This is a genomic window from Streptomyces humidus (assembly GCF_014649655.1).
Classification (GTDB): domain Bacteria; phylum Actinomycetota; class Actinomycetes; order Streptomycetales; family Streptomycetaceae; genus Streptomyces; species Streptomyces humidus.
The window spans coordinates 14,803-31,128 of the sequence record NZ_BMTL01000041.1 but is presented as its reverse complement, the minus strand read 5'-3'; the positions used below and the strand labels follow the sequence as shown (position 1 = coordinate 31,128).

At 73.0% G+C, this 16,326-nt stretch carries 16 protein-coding genes; 5 read left to right on the top strand and 11 right to left on the bottom strand.

Annotation, left to right across the window (positions count from 1 at the left end):
• Positions 1–187 precede the first annotated feature (187 nt).
• The gene (locus IE239_RS35175) at positions 188–1,240 is read left to right on the top strand and encodes an aminotransferase class V-fold PLP-dependent enzyme (RefSeq protein WP_190153543.1); all 1,053 of its coding nucleotides are present in this window, start codon (positions 188–190) and stop codon (positions 1,238–1,240) included.
• A gap of 106 nt (positions 1,241–1,346) precedes the next feature.
• On the opposite strand, the gene thpD is transcribed toward IE239_RS35175, so the two are convergent.
• From thpD to IE239_RS35145, 6 genes are all read right to left on the bottom strand, one after another.
• Positions 1,347–2,234 carry an ectoine hydroxylase gene (thpD, locus tag IE239_RS35170; RefSeq protein WP_190153587.1) on the bottom strand — a complete coding sequence of 296 codons (888 nt, stop codon included), beginning with the start codon at positions 2,232–2,234 and terminating at the stop codon, positions 1,347–1,349.
• A gap of 5 nt (positions 2,235–2,239) precedes the next feature.
• Positions 2,240–2,644: an ectoine synthase gene (locus tag IE239_RS35165; RefSeq protein ID WP_190153542.1), complete on the bottom strand. Its 405-nt coding sequence runs from the start codon at positions 2,642–2,644 to the stop codon at positions 2,240–2,242.
• A 71-nt stretch (positions 2,645–2,715) separates the two neighbouring features.
• Positions 2,716–3,987, bottom strand: coding sequence for a diaminobutyrate--2-oxoglutarate transaminase (ectB, locus tag IE239_RS35160; RefSeq protein ID WP_190153541.1), 1,272 nt, complete (start codon positions 3,985–3,987; stop codon positions 2,716–2,718).
• A gap of 57 nt (positions 3,988–4,044) precedes the next feature.
• On the bottom strand, positions 4,045–4,551 hold the full coding sequence (gene ectA, locus IE239_RS35155) for a diaminobutyrate acetyltransferase (protein WP_190153540.1): 507 nt from the start codon (positions 4,549–4,551) through the stop codon (positions 4,045–4,047).
• 271 nt (positions 4,552–4,822) lie between these two features.
• The gene (locus tag IE239_RS35150) at positions 4,823–5,350 is read right to left on the bottom strand and encodes a DinB family protein (RefSeq protein WP_190153539.1); all 528 of its coding nucleotides are present in this window, start codon (positions 5,348–5,350) and stop codon (positions 4,823–4,825) included.
• A gap of 117 nt (positions 5,351–5,467) precedes the next feature.
• A complete protein-coding gene (locus IE239_RS35145; protein ID WP_190153586.1) occupies positions 5,468–6,568 on the bottom strand; it encodes a pyridoxal-phosphate-dependent aminotransferase family protein in 1,101 nt (366 codons plus the stop codon).
• 174 nt (positions 6,569–6,742) lie between these two features.
• On the opposite strand from IE239_RS35145, the gene IE239_RS35140 reads away from it, so the two are divergent.
• From IE239_RS35140 to IE239_RS35125, 4 genes are read left to right on the top strand one after another with little or no spacing between them, the layout of a single operon-like run.
• The gene (locus tag IE239_RS35140; protein ID WP_190153538.1) at positions 6,743–7,606 is read left to right on the top strand and encodes a transporter substrate-binding domain-containing protein; all 864 of its coding nucleotides are present in this window, start codon (positions 6,743–6,745) and stop codon (positions 7,604–7,606) included.
• A 4-nt stretch (positions 7,607–7,610) separates the two neighbouring features.
• A complete protein-coding gene (locus IE239_RS35135; RefSeq protein ID WP_190153537.1) occupies positions 7,611–8,444 on the top strand; it encodes an amino acid ABC transporter permease in 834 nt (277 codons plus the stop codon).
• Positions 8,441–9,235: an amino acid ABC transporter ATP-binding protein gene (locus IE239_RS35130; protein WP_190153536.1), complete on the top strand. Its 795-nt coding sequence runs from the start codon at positions 8,441–8,443 to the stop codon at positions 9,233–9,235. Before IE239_RS35135 ends, IE239_RS35130 begins: the two co-directional genes overlap by 4 nt.
• A 19-nt stretch (positions 9,236–9,254) precedes the next feature.
• Complete coding sequence (locus tag IE239_RS35125; protein WP_190153535.1) at positions 9,255–10,346, top strand: amidohydrolase family protein; 1,092 nt, start codon at positions 9,255–9,257, stop codon at positions 10,344–10,346.
• A 78-nt stretch (positions 10,347–10,424) separates the two neighbouring features.
• On the opposite strand, the gene cobC is transcribed toward IE239_RS35125, so the two are convergent.
• The 5 genes from cobC to cobM all read right to left on the bottom strand — a co-directional run bounded on the left by cobC (position 10,425) and on the right by cobM (position 16,292).
• Positions 10,425–11,510, bottom strand: coding sequence for an Rv2231c family histidinol phosphate aminotransferase CobC (gene cobC, locus IE239_RS35120; protein WP_190153534.1), 1,086 nt, complete (start codon positions 11,508–11,510; stop codon positions 10,425–10,427).
• Positions 11,500–12,426: a sirohydrochlorin chelatase gene (locus IE239_RS35115; RefSeq protein WP_190153533.1), complete on the bottom strand. Its 927-nt coding sequence runs from the start codon at positions 12,424–12,426 to the stop codon at positions 11,500–11,502. Before IE239_RS35115 ends, cobC begins: the two co-directional genes overlap by 11 nt.
• A 73-nt stretch (positions 12,427–12,499) precedes the next feature.
• Positions 12,500–14,215 carry a precorrin-3B C(17)-methyltransferase gene (cobJ, locus tag IE239_RS35110; protein ID WP_190153532.1) on the bottom strand — a complete coding sequence of 572 codons (1,716 nt, stop codon included), beginning with the start codon at positions 14,213–14,215 and terminating at the stop codon, positions 12,500–12,502.
• On the bottom strand, positions 14,212–15,477 hold the full coding sequence (gene cbiE / locus IE239_RS35105; protein WP_190153531.1) for a precorrin-6y C5,15-methyltransferase (decarboxylating) subunit CbiE: 1,266 nt from the start codon (positions 15,475–15,477) through the stop codon (positions 14,212–14,214). The genes cobJ and cbiE overlap by 4 nt, the downstream gene beginning before the upstream one ends.
• Entirely contained in the window at positions 15,474–16,292 is an 819-nt protein-coding gene (cobM, locus tag IE239_RS35100) for a precorrin-4 C(11)-methyltransferase (RefSeq protein WP_190153530.1), read from the bottom strand. The genes cbiE and cobM overlap by 4 nt, the downstream gene beginning before the upstream one ends.
• Between the last annotated feature and the right edge of the window lie 34 nt (positions 16,293–16,326).

Here is a 16,326-nt window from a genome sequence, read left to right as displayed (position 1 = left end):
CGGGTGGCGAGCCGCCGGTGAAGGCGTCGCACCGGGGAAGGCGTGCCTCCCCGTCCCGGGTGAAGGCGTCGCCTCCCAGTCCCGGCGGTGAATGCGCAGCTCAGAGCCGATATATAAGCGTTGCTTAGGAGAATCGCGCAACAATCGGCAATGGACGGGGGGTTCCGCGGGGCCCACAGTGGGAGACATGGACACCTTCGAGAACCTCGTCAGGGCCGAGTTCACCCCGAAGACCACCTACCTGAACACCGCGAGCAACGGCCTGCTGCCCGCCCGAGCCGTCGCCGCCCTGCACGAGGCCGTGCTGCTGCGGGCCGAGGGCAGGTCGCTGACTTCGCTGTACGAGGACGTGGAGGCCTGCCGGGCCGCGTACGCCCGGCTGGCCGGCGTCCCGGTCACCAGGGTGGCCCTGGGCGCCTCGGTCGCCGCGCACACCGGCCTGATCGCCGCCTCGCTCCCCGCGGGGGCGGAAGTGCTCACCGCCGAGGGCGACTTCACCTCCGTCCTCAACCCGTTCCACGTCCGCGGCGACCTCAAGGTGCGCGCCGTCCCGCTGGAGCGGATCGTCGAGTCCGTCCGTCCCGGCACCGCCCTGGTCGCCGTCAGCGCCGCCCAGTCCGCCGACGGGCGGATCGTCGACCTGCCCGCCCTGCGGGAGGCGGCTCGCGCGCACGGTGCGCGCACCTACGTCGACTTCTCGCAGTCCGCGGGCTGGCTGCCGACGGACGCCGGCGTCCACGACTTCTCGGCCGCCGTCTCGTACAAGTGGCTGCTCGGCCCGCACGGCGCGGCCTTCCTCGTCGTCCCGGAGGACTTCGGCGGGCTGTCGCCGATCCTCGCGGGATGGGTCGCCGGCCAGGAGCCCTGGGACAGCTGCTACGGGCCGGTGGCCGAACTCGCCCGCTCCGCACAGCGGTTCGACCTCTCACCCGCCCTGTTCAGCTACGCCGGACTGCGCCGCTCCCTCGAACTGATCGAGGAGCTCGGCGTGACGGCGATCGGCGCCCACGATCTCGCCCTCGCCGACCGCTTCCGCGCCGGGCTCGCCGCACTCGGCCGCGAGCCCCTCCCCGCGCCCGGCTCCGCGATCGTCTCCGTGCCCGGACTGGGCTTCCGCCAGGGCGAGCTGGCCGACGCGGGCGTCCAGGTCTCCGCCCGGTCCGGCAGTCTGCGCGCCGCCTTCCACCTGTACAACACGCCGGCCGACGTCGACCGGCTGCTGGACGTCCTGGCCGGCTGACCTCCACGGGACGGTCCCGACGAGGCCCGCGGCTCGCCCACCCGGCCGGGTGGGCGAGCCGCGGGCCTCGTCGCCGTCCCTTGCGGCGGGACGCGTACGCGGGCGGTCACCTCACCGGCGTGAAGTCCCGGGCGCCGATGAACTCCGGGCGGCGGACCGGCGCGGCGAACGGCTCCACGGCCGTGTTCTCCACGCTGTTGAACACGATGAACACGTTGCTGCGCGGGAAGGGCGTGATGTTGTCGCCGGACCCGTGCATGGCGTTGCAGTCGAACCAGGTCGCCGAACCGGCCTTGCCCGTGAACAGCCTGATGCCGTGGTCACCGGCCATGGCGGTGAGCGCCTCGTCCGACGGCGTGCCCGCGTCCTGCATCTGCAGCGACTTCTTGTAGTTGTCCTTCGGCGTGGCGCCGGCGCAGCCGAGGAACGTCCGGTGCGAGCCCGGCATGATCATCAGGCCGCCGTTGGTGTCGAGGTTGTCGGTCAGCGCGATCGAGACGGACACCGTCCGCATGTTCGGCAGGCCGTCCTCGGCGTGCCAGGTCTCGAAGTCTGAGTGCCAGTAGAAGCCGCCGGCCCCGAATCCCGGCTTGACGTTGATCCGCGACTGGTGGACGTAGACGTCCGAGCCGAGGATCTGCCGGGCCCGTCCGACGACCCTTTCGTCGCGCACCAGGGCCGCGAACACCGGGCTCAGCCTGTGCACCTCGAAGACGGACCGGATCTCCTTGGACCGCGGCTCGACGATCGAGCGCTCGTCCTCCCGGATCTCCGGGTCCGCGACGAGCCTCTCGAGCTCCCGCCGGCAGACGGTGACCTCGTCGTCGCCGATCAGCCGGTCGACGGCCAGGAAGCCGTCGCGCTCGTACGTCCGCAGGTCGGCGGCCGGGATCGGGCCGGGGGCGTCGGGTGAGCCCCAGACGACGGGGTCCTGACGGGGGACGGACACCTCGGTGGTGCCACGGGTCGGGTAGAGATCGGTCAGGGTGGTCACGATGCTCACACCTCCTCGGGCTCGGTCAGCAGGGGGTAGACGCCGTTCTCGTCGTGGTCCTCCCGCCCGGTCACGGGCGGGTTGAACACGCAGAGGCAGCGGAAGTCCTCCTTGACGCGCAGCGTGTGCCGCTCGTGCCCGTCGAGGAGGTACATGGTTCCGGGCGTGATGGTGTGCGTCAGCCCGGACTCGTGGTCGGTCAGCTCGGCCTCGCCCGCCACGCAGACGACGGCCTCGACGTGGTTCGCGTAGTGCATCGACGTCTCGGTGCCCGCGTACAGAATCGTTTCGTGCAGCGAGAATCCGACCCGTTCCCGGGCCAGGACGATGCGCTTGCTCTCCCAGGTGCCGGACGCCGCCCGCACATGGCGGTCGGTGCCCTCGATCTCTTCGAACGAACGGACGATCACGGTGGTGCGATGCCTCCTGGATAGGTGACGTGGGCTGGGTGACGTGGGGAGGGTGACGTGCCGTGCGGGCGTCAGAGGGTCTCGCGCACGGCGCGGGCGAGGATGCTCAGGCCCTCGTCCAGTTCCTCGGGGGAGACGGTCAGGGCCGGCAGCAGTTTGACGACCTCGCTCTCAGGGCCGGACGTCTCGATCAGCAGACCGAGCTCGAAAGCCCGCTTGGCGATCCGCCCGGCCCGCGCCTTCTCGTGGAACTCCAGGCCCCACACGAGACCGCGGCCCCGGTACTCCTTGACGTCGGCGAGGTTCTCCTCGGTGATCGAGATCAGCCCCTGCTCGACCTGCTCGCCGCGGGTGCGGGTCTGCTTCTCCATCGCGGACCCGTCGGCCCAGTAGGTCTCCAGGGCCGCGGTGGCGGTGACGAAGGCCGGGTTGTTGCCGCGGAAGGTGCCGTTGTGCTCGCCCGGCTCCCACACGTCCAGCTCCGGCCTGAACAGGCAGAGCGACATGGGCAGTCCGTAGCCGCTGATGGACTTGGACACGGTGACGATGTCCGGGACGATGCCGGCCTCCTCGAAGGAGAAGAAGGCCCCGGTGCGGCCGCACCCCATCTGGATGTCGTCCACGATCAGCAGCATGTCCTGGCGCTCGCACAGCTCCTTGAGCGCCCGCAGCCACTCCGGACGGGCGGCGTTGATGCCGCCCTCGCCCTGGACGGTCTCGACGATGACGGCCGCCGGCTTGTTGAGGCCGGATCCCTGGTCCTCCAGGAGCCGCTCGAACCACAGGAAGTCGGGGACCTGGCCGTCGAAGTAGTTGTCGAAGGGCATGGGCGTGCCGTGCACGAGCGGGACCCCGGCGCCGGCCCGCTTGAAGGCGTTGCCGGTGACCGCGAGCGAGCCGAGCGACATGCCGTGGAAGGCGTTGGTGAACGACACGATGGCCTCGCGGCCCTTCACCTTGCGCGCCAGCTTCAGTGCGGACTCCACGGCGTTGGTGCCGGTCGGGCCCGGGAACATGACCTTGTAGGGCAGGTCGCGCGGGCGCAGCACCAGGTCCTGGAAGGTCTGCAGGAACGTCCGCTTGGCGACGGTCGACATGTCGAGCCCGTGCGTGACGCCGTCCCGCATCAGGTAGTCGATCAGCGCCCGTTTCAGCACCGGGTTGTTGTGGCCGTAGTTGAGAGAACCGGCGCCGGCGAAGAAGTCGAGGTAGCGGTGCCCGTCCTCGTCGTACATGAGGCTGCCCTGGGCGCGGTCGAAGACGGCGGGCCAGCCGCGGCAGTAGCTGCGCACCTCGGACTCGAGGGTCTCGAACACGCTGAGGTCGGGCTGGGTGATGGTCACGACGGAAAGCTCCTGGGGGTGTGGGGGCGGGGAGGGTGGGCCGGGGGTGTGGGGGTTTCAGAGGACGAGCGGGCCGATGCGGTACAGGACCTCGGGGTCGTGCGGGCCGTCGGGGAACAGCCCGGCGTCGAACAGCACCTCGCGGTCGACGGCGGCTCCGTGCCGCTCGGCGTACGAGGCGAACAGCCGCTCGGAGGCGGTGTTGCCCGGAGTGATCGTGGTCTCGACGGCGGTGAGCGGGCGCTCGGCGGCGAGCCGCGCGGTCAGCCCGTCGAGCAGTGCGGCGGCGAGACCGCGGCCGCGGTACGCGGAGTCGACGGCGACCTGCCAGACGAGCAGGGTGTGCGGGTCCTCCGGCCGGACGTACCCCGTGACGAACCCGACCGGCTCGCCGTCCTCCGCCCGTGCCACCGCCGAGGTCGCGGCGAAGTCACGGCACCACAGCAGATAGCTGTAGGAGGAGTTCAGATCGAGGGTCCCGGATTCCTTGGCGATACGCCATAGCGCGGCTCCGTCCGCCACCGACGGACGGTCGATACACAGGTCTGCTTGTGCGGCGGTCATGCGGATCGAACTTACCCAGCGAAATTCAAAAAAGCATGGAGAGGCCGTGGTGATTCCGTGATACGGCTGGGGCGCTTGGTCGAATTGACCTTATTTGCACCGGTCAAAAGGTGCATAATGCTGCGCTTGTGCAATACGTCACGCACGTGTGACGCGCCCGGAATCATCTGTGTTTAGCCGCTGAGAATCCGGGCAGAAGAACTCGGGAAACCTGTCGTGGAGAAATCGCCGAGCAGGAATAGCCGAGCAGTAATTGGCCCGTGCGCCGAATTCAGATTCCGGTGACTCCGTCGATGCGTTCCCGGAGAATGTCCGCGTGGCCGTTGTGCCGGGCGTACTCCTCGATCATGTGGACGAGGATCCAGCGCAGGCTGACCTCCAGGCCCGCCATGGGGCCGTCGGGGATGCGGCCCGTGTCCTCGGGCGACCGGCCGGCGATCAGCTCGCGCCCGCGCGCCGCCTCCCGCCGCCAGGCGGCCAGCGCCTCGTCGAGGCCGCGCCCCGCGTCGAGGGCGTACCCCGACTCCTCCTCGAAGACCGGCGGCACGACGAGTCCGGCGAAGGCCCGTTGGAACCAGTTCCGCTCGACCTCGGCCAGATGCTGCACGAGGCCGAGCAGCGTCAGCTCGGACGGCTCCGCGGACGGCAGGCGCAGCAACTGGTCGTCCAGCCCCGCGCACTTCAGCTCGAGCGTGGCCCGGTGGAACTCCAGCCAGCTCTCCAGCATGGGGAGTTCGGCACCGGTCATCAGGGGGAGCGGGCGGCCGTCGGGAAGGGTGAGGGAAGGGTCGGCGGTCATGCCGGTCAGCATGCCACGTACCACTGACGAGCGGCCTCCGCTCGACCCGGGCCCCGGTGAACTGCGGTCGGCGCAGGCGCCGTTCGGGCGCGAGCCGGCCCCTCCGCCCCCGCCGGTCTAACCCCAGGAGTTCTCCACGCCCCGTCGGGCTGCCGCCAGGTCCACGGTCCGGCCCTGCTCCTTCAGCGCCGCGCCCAGCGCCGCCAGGCAAGCCTGCACCGCCCCCACGGTCGCGTCGGCCCCGTAGTGGTTGACCCTGACCATCTCCCGGGCCAGCGCGCCCCCGCCCGCCGCCAGCGGCAACGCGGGGTCGCCCGCCAGGGCCCGGGCCACCAGCTCCGACGCCATGACCCCCGGGGGCGTCCGCAGCGTCGTGGCGACGGGCGCCGCGTCCGCCGCGTCGCGCACATACGGCTCCAGTCCGCCGCCCAGCGCCACGACGCCCGCGCGCGTCGCCGCCGCCGCCGACGCGTGCCGGGCCATCACGGTGGCCGGCCCCTCCGCCTCGATGCGCTCGACGCACGCCTCCAGCGCCAGCATCTCCAGCTGCGCCGGCGCGTGCAGCAGCACCTTGCGGCCGCCGTCGACCCACCGCTCCTTCCAGTCCAGCAGCGACAGGTACGAGCGGCGGGGCGCCCGCGGGTTCGCGGCCATCCGCGCCCACGCCCGCTCGCTCACCGACACCGCCGACACGCCCGCGGGCCCGCCCATCGCCTTCTGCGCGCCGATCACGCACAGGTCCACGCCCCAGGCGTCCGGCAGTACCGGCTCGGCGCCGACCGAGGCGACCGCGTCCAGGTAGAACAGCGCGCCGTGCGCCCGGACCGCCTCGCCGATCTCCGCGACCGGGTTGGTGTTGCCGGTGGCCGCCTCCGCGTGCACCAGGGACACGAAGTCGGTCTCCGGGTGCTCCGTGAGGGCCGCTCGGATCTGCTCGGCCGTGACCGCGGTGTGGAAGGGGACCGCCAGGTCGATCACGGTCGCGCCGCAGTCCCGCAGCCAGTCGCCGAAGGCCTGCCCGTAGGGCCCGGTGATCACGTTCAGCGCGGTCGTGCCCGGACCGGCCGCGCCGCGGATCGCGCCCTCCAGCGGCAGCAGCGCCTCGCCCTGCATGATCACGACGTCCTGCCGGGTGTCCAGCAGCCGCGCCACCCGGTCCTCGATCGAGGCGAAGTGCGCGGCGCTCAGCGGGGCGAGGTCCAGGAACGGGTGGGTCACGAGGGTGCTCTCTTCACTCACGGGGTAGAGGTGACGAGGGTAACCGGCGCCTACCGAGCCTCTCCTACTGCCGACTTCTCAGGTCACACAGCCTCGTAACCATCGGTTTGGTTTGGGATACCCAAAGTTCTCCTTATAATCAGAAGCCAAAGCTCGCTGACAGAAAGGCCCGCAGTGAACACCCTCCCCGGGCGCCGGATCCGCATCCTGGCCGCCACCACCGCGACGGCCGGGCTGATGCTCGTGGCCGCCTGCACCTCCACCGACAGCGGGGGCAGCGGCTCCAAGACCGCCGCCGGAGGGGTCGAGCTCGTCAAGGCGGGCCAGCTCACCACCTGCACCCACCTGCCCTACCCGCCCTTCCAGTCGGAGATCGACGGCAAGGTGCAGGGCTTCGACGTGTCCCTGATCGACCTGGTGGCCAAGAACCTGGGCGTGAAGCAGGTGATCACCGACACGCCGTTCGAGAACTTCAAGACCGGCGCCTTCCTCAACTCCGGGCAGTGCGACCTGGCCGCGGCCGGCATGACCATCACCGACGAGCGCAAGAAGAACGTGGACTTCTCCGACCCGTACTTCGACGCCACCCAGGCCGTCCTGGTCGACAAGGGCGCGGGCGTCACCTCGCTCGCCGACGTGAAGGCCGAGAAGGTCAAGCTCGGCGCCCAGGCCCAGACCACCGGCGAGGACTACGCCAAGAAGCAGGGCCTCGACCCGGTCTCCTTCGAGTCCTCCGACGCCGTCCTCAACGGTCTGCGCACCGGCCAGGTCAAGGCCGTCGTCATCGACTACCCGGTCGTCCAGGGCTGGCTGAAGGACAAGGCCAACGCCGACGCCTTCAAGGTCGTCGACAACCTCAACACCGGCGAGCAGTACGGCTTCACGGTGAAGAAGGGCAACGCGAAGCTGGTCGCCGCCATCGATAAGGCGCTCGCGGACGCGAAGGCCGACGGCACCTACAAGAAGCTGTACGAGCAGTGGATCGGCCCGTACGACGCGTCGGCCGCCTCCCCGTCGGCCTCCGCCTCGGCGTCCTGACCCCATGGCCGACACGGACGTACCCCTCCAGCCGAGGAAGAAGGGCCTGACCCGGCGGCAGAAGCGCAGCCTCTCGCGGGGCGCGCAGTACGTCGTCTTCGTCGCCGCCGTGATCGTCTTCGCGGTCTCGGCGGACTGGGGCCGGCTGAAGAACCAGTTCGCCCAGTGGGACATCGCCCAGCAGATGTTCCCGGACGTCATCACGCTGGCCCTGAAGAACACCGTGCTGTACACGGTGTCCGGGTTCCTGCTGGGCCTGGTGCTCGGGCTGGTCGTCGCCCTGATGCGGCTGTCCTCGGTGGGGCCGTACCGCTGGCTGGCCGGCGTCTACATCGAGATCTTCCGCGGCCTGCCCGCCCTGCTGATCTTCGTGTTCATCGGGGTGGCGGTGCCGCTGGCCTTCCCCGGCACGGAGATCGTCGGCGGCACCTACGGCAAGGCCGCCCTCGGTCTCGGCCTGATCGGCGCCGCGTACATGGCGGAGACGTTCCGGGCCGGCATCCAGGCGGTGCCCAAGGGCCAGACGGAGGCCGCCCGCTCGCTGGGCTTCTCGCCCGCGCGAGCCATGGTCTCGGTCGTCATCCCGCAGGCCTTCCGGATCATCCTCCCGCCGCTCACCAACGAGCTGATCATGCTCTTCAAGGACTCCTCCCTGGTCCTGCTGCTCGGCGTGACACTGGAGGAGCGCGAACTGTCCAAGTACGGCCGCGACCTGGCCAGCACCACCGCCAACTCCACGCCGATCCTGGTCGCCGGCCTCTGCTACCTGCTGGTGACCATCCCGCTCGGCTTCGTCGTGCGCCGTATGGAGGCGAAGGCCCAGGAGGCCGTGAAATGAGCCGACCCGAGATCGAAGTACGCGGCCTGCACAAGTCGTTCGGCGACAACGAGGTGCTGCGGGGCATCGACCTGGAGGTCGGCCGCGGCGAGGTCGTCTGCGTGATCGGGCCCTCCGGCTCGGGCAAGTCGACGCTGCTGCGGTGCGTGAACCTGCTGGAGGAGCCGTCCGGGGGCCAGGTCTTCGTCGGCGGCGCCGAACTGACCGACCCAGACGTCGACATCGACGCCGTACGACGTCGTATCGGCATGGTCTTCCAGCAGTTCAACCTCTTCCCGCACCTGTCCGTGACCGAGAACCTCACGCTGCCGCAGCGCCGGGTGCTCCGGCGCGGCAAGGCGGAGGCGGCGAAGGTCGCCGCCGAGAACCTGGAGCGCGTCGGTCTGTCGGACAAGGCGACCGCCTACCCCGCCTCCCTCTCCGGCGGCCAGCAGCAGCGGGTCGCCATCGCCCGCGCCCTGGCCATGGGCCCCGAGGTGATGCTGTTCGACGAGCCGACGTCGGCGCTCGACCCGGAGCTGGTGGGGGACGTCCTGGCCGTCATGCGCATGCTGGCGCGGGAGGGCATGACGATGATGGTCGTCACCCATGAGATGACCTTCGCGCGCGAGGTCGCCGACCGGGTCGTCTTCATGGACGGCGGCGTGATCGTCGAGGACGGCGCCCCGGCTCAGGTCATCGGCGCCCCCGCGCACGAACGCACCCGCCACTTCCTCTCCCGACTCCTCGACCCGGCGATGGCCGAGGTGGAGGAGGAGACGTCCGACCAGGTGGGCGGCCCCGGGAAGTAGCTTCACTAGAGTGCCGGACATGAGCGATCACCCGGTGCTGCACGTGAAGGGCCGGGTCCTGACCGGACCCGACGACGTCCGCGACGAGCTGTGGGTCGTCGGCGGCCGGATCTCCTACGACCGTCCCGTCGGCGCCCGTGACGTGCGCGTGGTCGAGGGCTGGGCGCTGCCCGGTCTCGTCGACGCCCACTGCCATGTGGGCCTCGGTGCGCACGGCCCGGTCGAGGCGGACGTCGCCGAGAAGCAGGCGCTGGCCGACCGCGACGCCGGCGCGCTGCTGCTGAGGGACGCGGGCTCGCCGTCGGACACCCGGTGGGTCGACGACCGTGAGGACCTCCCGGAGATCATCAGGGCGGGCCGGCACATCGCCCGCACCCGCCGCTATCTGCGCGGCTACGCGCACGAGATCGAGCCCGACGACCTGGTCGCCTACGTCGCCCGGGAGGCGCGGCGCGGCGACGGCTGGGTCAAGCTGGTCGGCGACTGGATCGACCGCGAGGCGGGTGACCTGGCCCCCAGCTGGCCGCGGGAGGCGGCCGAGGCGGCCATCGCCGAGGCCCACCGGCTGGGCGCGCGGGTCACCGCCCACTGCTTCGCCGAGAACTCGCTGCGGGACCTGGTCGAGTCGGGCATCGACTGCGTCGAACACGCGACGGGGCTCACCGAGGACCTGATCCCGCTGTTCGCCGAACGGGGCGTGGCGATCGTCCCGACCCTGGTGAACATCGCGACGTTCCCGCGGCTGGCCATGGGCGGCGAGGCCAGGTTCCCGCGCTGGGCGGCTCATATGCGCCGGCTCCACGAACGCCGGTACGACACCGTGCGCAACGCCCACGACGCCGGGATCGCCGTCTTCGTCGGCACGGACGCCGGCGGCGCGCTGCCGCACGGTCTGGTGGCCGCGGAGGTCGCCGAACTGGTGACGGCGGGCATCCCGCCGCTGACGGCGCTCTCGGCGGCCGCCTGGGGCGCCCGCGAGTGGCTCGGACGCCCTGGTCTGTCCGAGGGCGCCCCGGCGGACCTGGTGGTCTACGGGACGGACCCGCGCGCGGACGTCCGGGTGCTGGCGGCGCCGCGCAGGGTGGTGCTGAACGGGAGGGTGGTGGGCTGAGCGCGGGGCGCGCCAGGCAGGGCCGGACGCAGCCGCCCTCGTCCTGCGCTCGGCCGTCCCGTCCGGTCCCCCGCCCGTCTATCCGCGGGTCAGCGCGAGCGCCTGGTCCAGTGCCTGGAGGAATCGGTTCACCGTCGCCCGGTCCCGCACCGCCAGCCGCAGCCACTCCTCGTCGAGACCCGGGAACGTGTCCCCGCGCCGGACCGCGAACCCCAGGGTGCGCAGCCGCTGCCGGACGGCGGCGGCCCGGGGCGCCCGGACGAGGACGAAGGGGCCGTCCGCCGGCCCGACGACCCGCAGCCCGTCGGCGGCGAACTCCTCCAGGCCGGCGACCAGATGCGCCCGGTCCGCCGCGACGCGGTGCGCGGCGTGCGCGGCCTCCGCCAGCGCCTGCGCCCCCATGCACGCCTCCGCCGCCGCCAGCGCCGGCGAGGACACCGGCCACAGCGGCTGTGCCCGCTCCAGCTCGGCGATAGTCTCCGGCGCGGCGAGGACGTACCCGATCCGCAGCCCCGCCAGCCCCCAGGTCTTCGTCAGGCTGCGCAGCACGACCAGACCGGGCACGTCCGTCGCCCCCGCGAGCGCCTCCCGCTCGCCCGGCACCGCGTCCATGAACGCCTCGTCGACCACCAGCGTCCGCCCGGGCCGGGCCAGCCGCCGGACGGCCCGCGCAGGATGCAGCACCGACGTCGGGTTCGTCGGGTTGCCGATCACCACCAGGTCCGCGTCGTCGGGGACGGCCGCGGGGTCCAGCCGGAAACCGTCCTCCTCCCGCAGCAGCACCCGGTCCACCGCGTGCCCCGCGTCCCGCAGCGCCGCCTCCGGCTCGGTGAACTGCGGATGCACGACGACGGGCCGGCGGACCTTCAGGGCGCGCGCCAGCAGCACGAACGCCTCCGCCGCGCCCGCCGTGAGCAGCACCCGCTCCACGGGGAGCCCGTGCCGCGCCGCGACCGCCGCCCGCGCGGCCCGCCCGTCCGGGTACGCCGCCAGGGCGCCGAGGGACACGGCGACGCGCTCGCGCAGCCAGCGCGGGGGCGTGTCCGCGCGGACGTTCACGGCGAGGTCGACGAGCGACGAGCCGTCGCCGCGCACCTCGGCGTCTCCGTGGTGGCGCAGGTCGTGCCCCTCGGTGTTCCCCTCGGTGTGGCCCTCAGTGCGCATGGGAGTGGGAGTGCCCGTGGTGGTGACCGCCGTGGTGATGTCCGTCGTCGTCCGGGTGGAAGTGCGGCTGCTGCGGCATCCCGACCCTGTCCTCGAAGCCCGGCAGCGCGATCCGGTACACGCACGAGTCGCAGTTCATCCGCAGGTCGCCCTTGACGGCCTCCTCGTACCGCTCCATCACCAGGTCGAGCAGTTCCGGCTCGGGGCCGATGACGTCCGCCGAGCGCACCTCGACCTCCGGATGCGCGGCCGCCCAGTCCTCGGTCTGCTGCCGCACCCGGTCCGGCAGGATCCCGGTGAACAGGAAGTACGGCAGGACGACGACGCGCCGCGCGCCCAGCCGTACGCACCGGTCGAGTCCGCCCGGCACGTCCGGCGCGGCCAGCGACACGAACGCGGTCTCCACGCCCGCGTACCCGCGTCCCTCCCACAGCAGCCGGGCCGCCTTGTACACCTCGGCGTTGGCGTCCGGGTCCGTCGAACCGCGTCCGACCAGCAGCACGGTCACGTCGGCCAGGTCCTCGGGCGTCCGCCCCGCCGTGCCCAGGGCCTCGTCCAGCCGTCGCTCCAGGACGTCCAGCAGCGCCGGGTGCGGGCCCAGCGGACGCCCGTAGGTGTAGGAGATCCCGGGGTGGCGCTCCTTCTCGCGGGACAGCGCGGCCGGGATGTCGCCCTTGGCGTGTCCGGCCGAGACCAGCATCAGCGGGACGGCCGCGAAGCGCCGCACGCCGCGCTCCACCAGCTCGGCGACCGCGTCGCCCAGCGGCGGCGGCGACAGCTCGATGAAGCCGCCCGCGACGGGCAGTTCCGGATGGCGGCGGCCCAGCTCCCGTACGAACTCGCGGAACGCCTCGGCTCCGGCCTCGTCCCGGGTGCCGTGGCCGGCGATGAGCAGGGCGGGCGGCGGGGTGGTCACTGGTTCTCCTCAGGGTGGGGAAGGGGTGGATACGGCAGGCGGTCGTGGGCCGGCGCGGGGTGCGGCGGCCGGGTCACCGGACCTCCTCCGCGGCGGCTTCCTGCCAGCGGTAGCCGCGGGGCGTCACCATGCGCCCGGCGACGGCACGGGTCGCCGTGTTGCCCACGGTGACGACCGTCATCATGTCGACCCAGGCCGGGTCGAGTCCGGCGAGCGTGGACAGCCTGCTGGTCCCGTCCGGCCGGGAGGCGTTGCGCACGACGCCGACGGGCGTGGCCGGCTCCCGGTGCTCGGCGAGGATCGACAGCGCCTTGGGAAGCTGCCAGTCGCGGCCCCGGCTGCGGGGGTTGTAGAAGGTGACCACCAGATCCGCCTCGGCCGCCGCCCGCACCCGGCGCTCGATGACCTCCCACGGCGTGTGCAGGTCGGACAGGCTGATGGACACATGGTCGTGGCCGAGCGGAGCACCGAGGATCGCGCCGGCCGCGAGCGCGGCCGTCACACCGGGCACCCCGACCACGTCGATGTCGTCGGACGCCTCGGCGAGCGCGGGGGAGGCCATGGCGTACACGCCCGCGTCCCCGCTGCCGATCAGCGCGACGGCCTGTCCGCGCCGGGCCTCCTCGACGGCCGTGCGGGCCCGCTCCTCCTCGGCGCCCAGCCCGGACTCCAGGATCCGGGTGCCCGGCCGCAGCAGGTCGCGGATCTGGTCGACGTACTGGTCGAGGCCGACGAGCACGGCGGCCCGCCGCAGTTCGGCCGTGGCGCGCGGGGTGAGCAGATCACGGGCGCCGGGACCGAGCCCGACGACCGCGAGCCGCCCGCGCGCGGGACGCCGTACGACGGCGCAGGTGGCCATCGAGGCGTGGCCGTCCGCCCGCGCCGACTTCCGCTTGGGGACCAGGAGTTCACCGCCGCCGGCGAGCGCGGACGCCTCGGCGACGGACGGGGTGCCCACGGCGGCCAGGGGCGCGTCGGAGGGGTTGGGCACCTCGACCTTCGTCAACTCCTCGGCGGGGTACGTCACCAGGGGCACCGCGAGCCGCGCGGCCGCCTCGACGATGCCGGGCTCGTCGCGCTTGGCGTCCACCGTGGCCAGTTCGGCGAGGCTGCGCGGGGACAGCCCCGCGTCCCGCAACGCGCCCTCCACCAGATCGAGCACCTCGTCCACCGGCACGCCCCTGGACGCGCCGACGCCGACGACCAGGGACGGCGGACGCAGCAGCACCTCCCCGTCGCCGGGTTCGACGGCGCGGTCCGTCAGCCGCACGACGCGTGCGCCCGGCGCACGGTCCCGCGCCGTGAACGGCAGCGGCGGCAGCGGCCACGCCGCCTCGGCGTCCAGCGCGACCGGCTCCCCGTCCAGCAGGGCCCGGGTCACGCCGGCCACATCGCCCTCCACCGGCAGGCCCAGGGTGTCCAGACCGGGGATGCCCACGGCGTCCGTGGCCGTGGTCACCACGGGCTCCGCGCCCAGCGACTCCCCGACCTGGACGGCGAGTTCATTGGCGCCGCCGCCGTGTCCGCCGACCAGCGAGACGGCGAACCGCCCGGCCTCGTCGACGCACACCACTCCCGGGTCGGACGCCTTGTCGGACAGCAGGGGCGCGATGAGCCGGACGACCGCGCCGGTCGCCAGGAAGCACACGAGCTGCTCGCACTCCGCGAACGCCCGCCGCACGGCGTCGCCCACGGGGCCGTCGTACACCCGGGTGCGGTCCGGCCATGCCGCGGCCAGCCGGTCGCGTGCCGCCGCGCCCGCCGCGGTGGCGGAAATGAGGCCGATCACTGGGCAACTCCTTCAGGTCTCACGGGATTCGAGCCGGCTGGGCGCCGGTTCCCCCACAGCAGGAAGACGGGATTGGCCGCCGCGAGCCGGGTCACGTCGCCCGGCAGCGGCGCCAGCCGCGAGGACTGGAGCAACACCCCGTCGCAGTCGAACCCGGCTCCGGTCAGCGCGGCGCGCACCGCGGGCACCCGGTCCAGCGCGGCCAGGGCGACCACGACCGTGCGCCGGGCCCGCCGCGCGCACACCTCCACGATGCCGGGCAGCTCGCGGCCGCCGCCGCCGACGAACACGGCGTCCGGATCGTCGAGCCCGCTCAGCGCGTCCGGCGCGGTGCCGTGCACCACGTGCACGTCGACGCCGTGGGCGGCCGCGTTGGCGCGGACGCGCTCCACCCCGTCCGCCGCCTTCTCGACGGCGCTGACGGCGGCGCCGAGCCGGGCGCACTCCACGGCCACCGACCCCGAACCGGAGCCGACGTCCCAGACCAGTTCGCCGGGGCGCGGCCCGAGCCGGGCCAGGGCCAGCGCCCGCACCTCGAACTTGGTGACCATCGAGTCGCGGTGGGCGAAGTCGCCCTCGGGCAGCGCCCACCCGGCGGGACCGGCCCAGGGCCCGGCGAGCGTGCGGGCCGGGCCGGGCGCCCGCGTCTCGTCCAGGCACAGCACGACGCTCACCGCGCTTCCCCAGTCACGCCCGGCGGCCTCGGCGGGCGAGACCCGCTCCAGGCGCTCGCGCCCCGGATCGCCCAGCGCCTCGGCGACGACGAGCGTCCGGCCGGGCGCGCTGCGCGCGAGCGCCGCGCCCAGCTCGCCGGGCCCGGCGCCCGGTCCGGTCAGCACGGCCGTCTTCGGGTGCGCCCGGCAGACGTTGACGGCCGTCCGGGGGTTCCGCCCGTGCGCGCTGACGACCACGGCGTCGTCCCAGGCCAGCCCGAGCCGCGCGAAGGCGGCCGCCACGGAGGAGACGCCGGGCCGGACGTCGAGCAGCTCCGGCCCGAACCGCTCGGCCAGCGCCCGCACGATCCCGAAGAACCCGGGGTCGCCCGAGGCCAGCACGACCACGCGCCGCTCCTTGCCGACGTACTCCTCCATGGCGTCCAGGGCAGGCCCCAGCGGCCCGAGCACGATCCGCTCCGCGGACGCGGGCAGCTCCACGGCGTCCAGATGCCGGCGCCCGCCCACGACGAGCTCGGCCCCGGCCAGCGCGTCGGGAGGGACGGGCGCGCCCGTCCCCGCGCCGACCACCGTGATCGGACGGCTCATGTGCCGGCACCCCGCGAGCGCAGGGCCCGCCGGGCCTCCGGGTCGGCCTTGCGATGGCCGTGGAAGTGACCGGGGTGGTACAGGTGCGAGCGGGTGCCGTGCGCGTCCAGGGCCGGGCCGACCAGGAAGAGGGTGTGCTTCCAGAGCCTGTGCTCCTTCACCGTCTCCTCCAGCGTCCCGATCGTGCACTTCACGACGAGTTCCTCCGGCCAGGTCGCCTGGTGGGCGACGACGACCGGGGTGGCAGTCGGGTAGCCGCCCTCCAGCAGCTCCCGCACGAGCTGCCCGCTGCGCGCGGCGGACAGGAAGACCGCCATCGTGGTGCCGTGCCTGGCGAACTCGCGCACCTCCTCGCCGGGCGGCATCGGCGTCTTGCCGCCGCCGAGCCGGGTGAGGACGACGGACTGGGCGACCTCGGGGATCGTCAGCTCGCGGCGGGCGATCGCGGCGACCGCGGAGAAGGAGGAGACGCCGGGGACGATCTCGGTCGCCAGACCGATCTCCTCGCACCGGTCGAGCTGCTCCTGCGTGCCGCCCCACAGCGCAGGGTCCCCTGAGTGGATGCGGGCGACCTTCAGCCCCTCGGCGCGCGCCCGCTCGTACACGGCCACCACGTCCTCCAGGGACATCGTCGCCGAGTCGAGGATCTCCGCGCCCTCCCGTGCGTGGCTCAGGACCTCCGCCTGCACCAGGCTCGCGGCCCAGATCACGACGTCGGCCTCGGCGATGGCGCGCGCGGCGCGGAACGTCAGCAGGTCGGCGGCGCCGGGGCCGGCGCCGACGAAGGTCACCTTGCCGGTGGGGGCATCGGCCATGGGTTCAGGTCCTCTCATAACGGTCTTTGTGCCG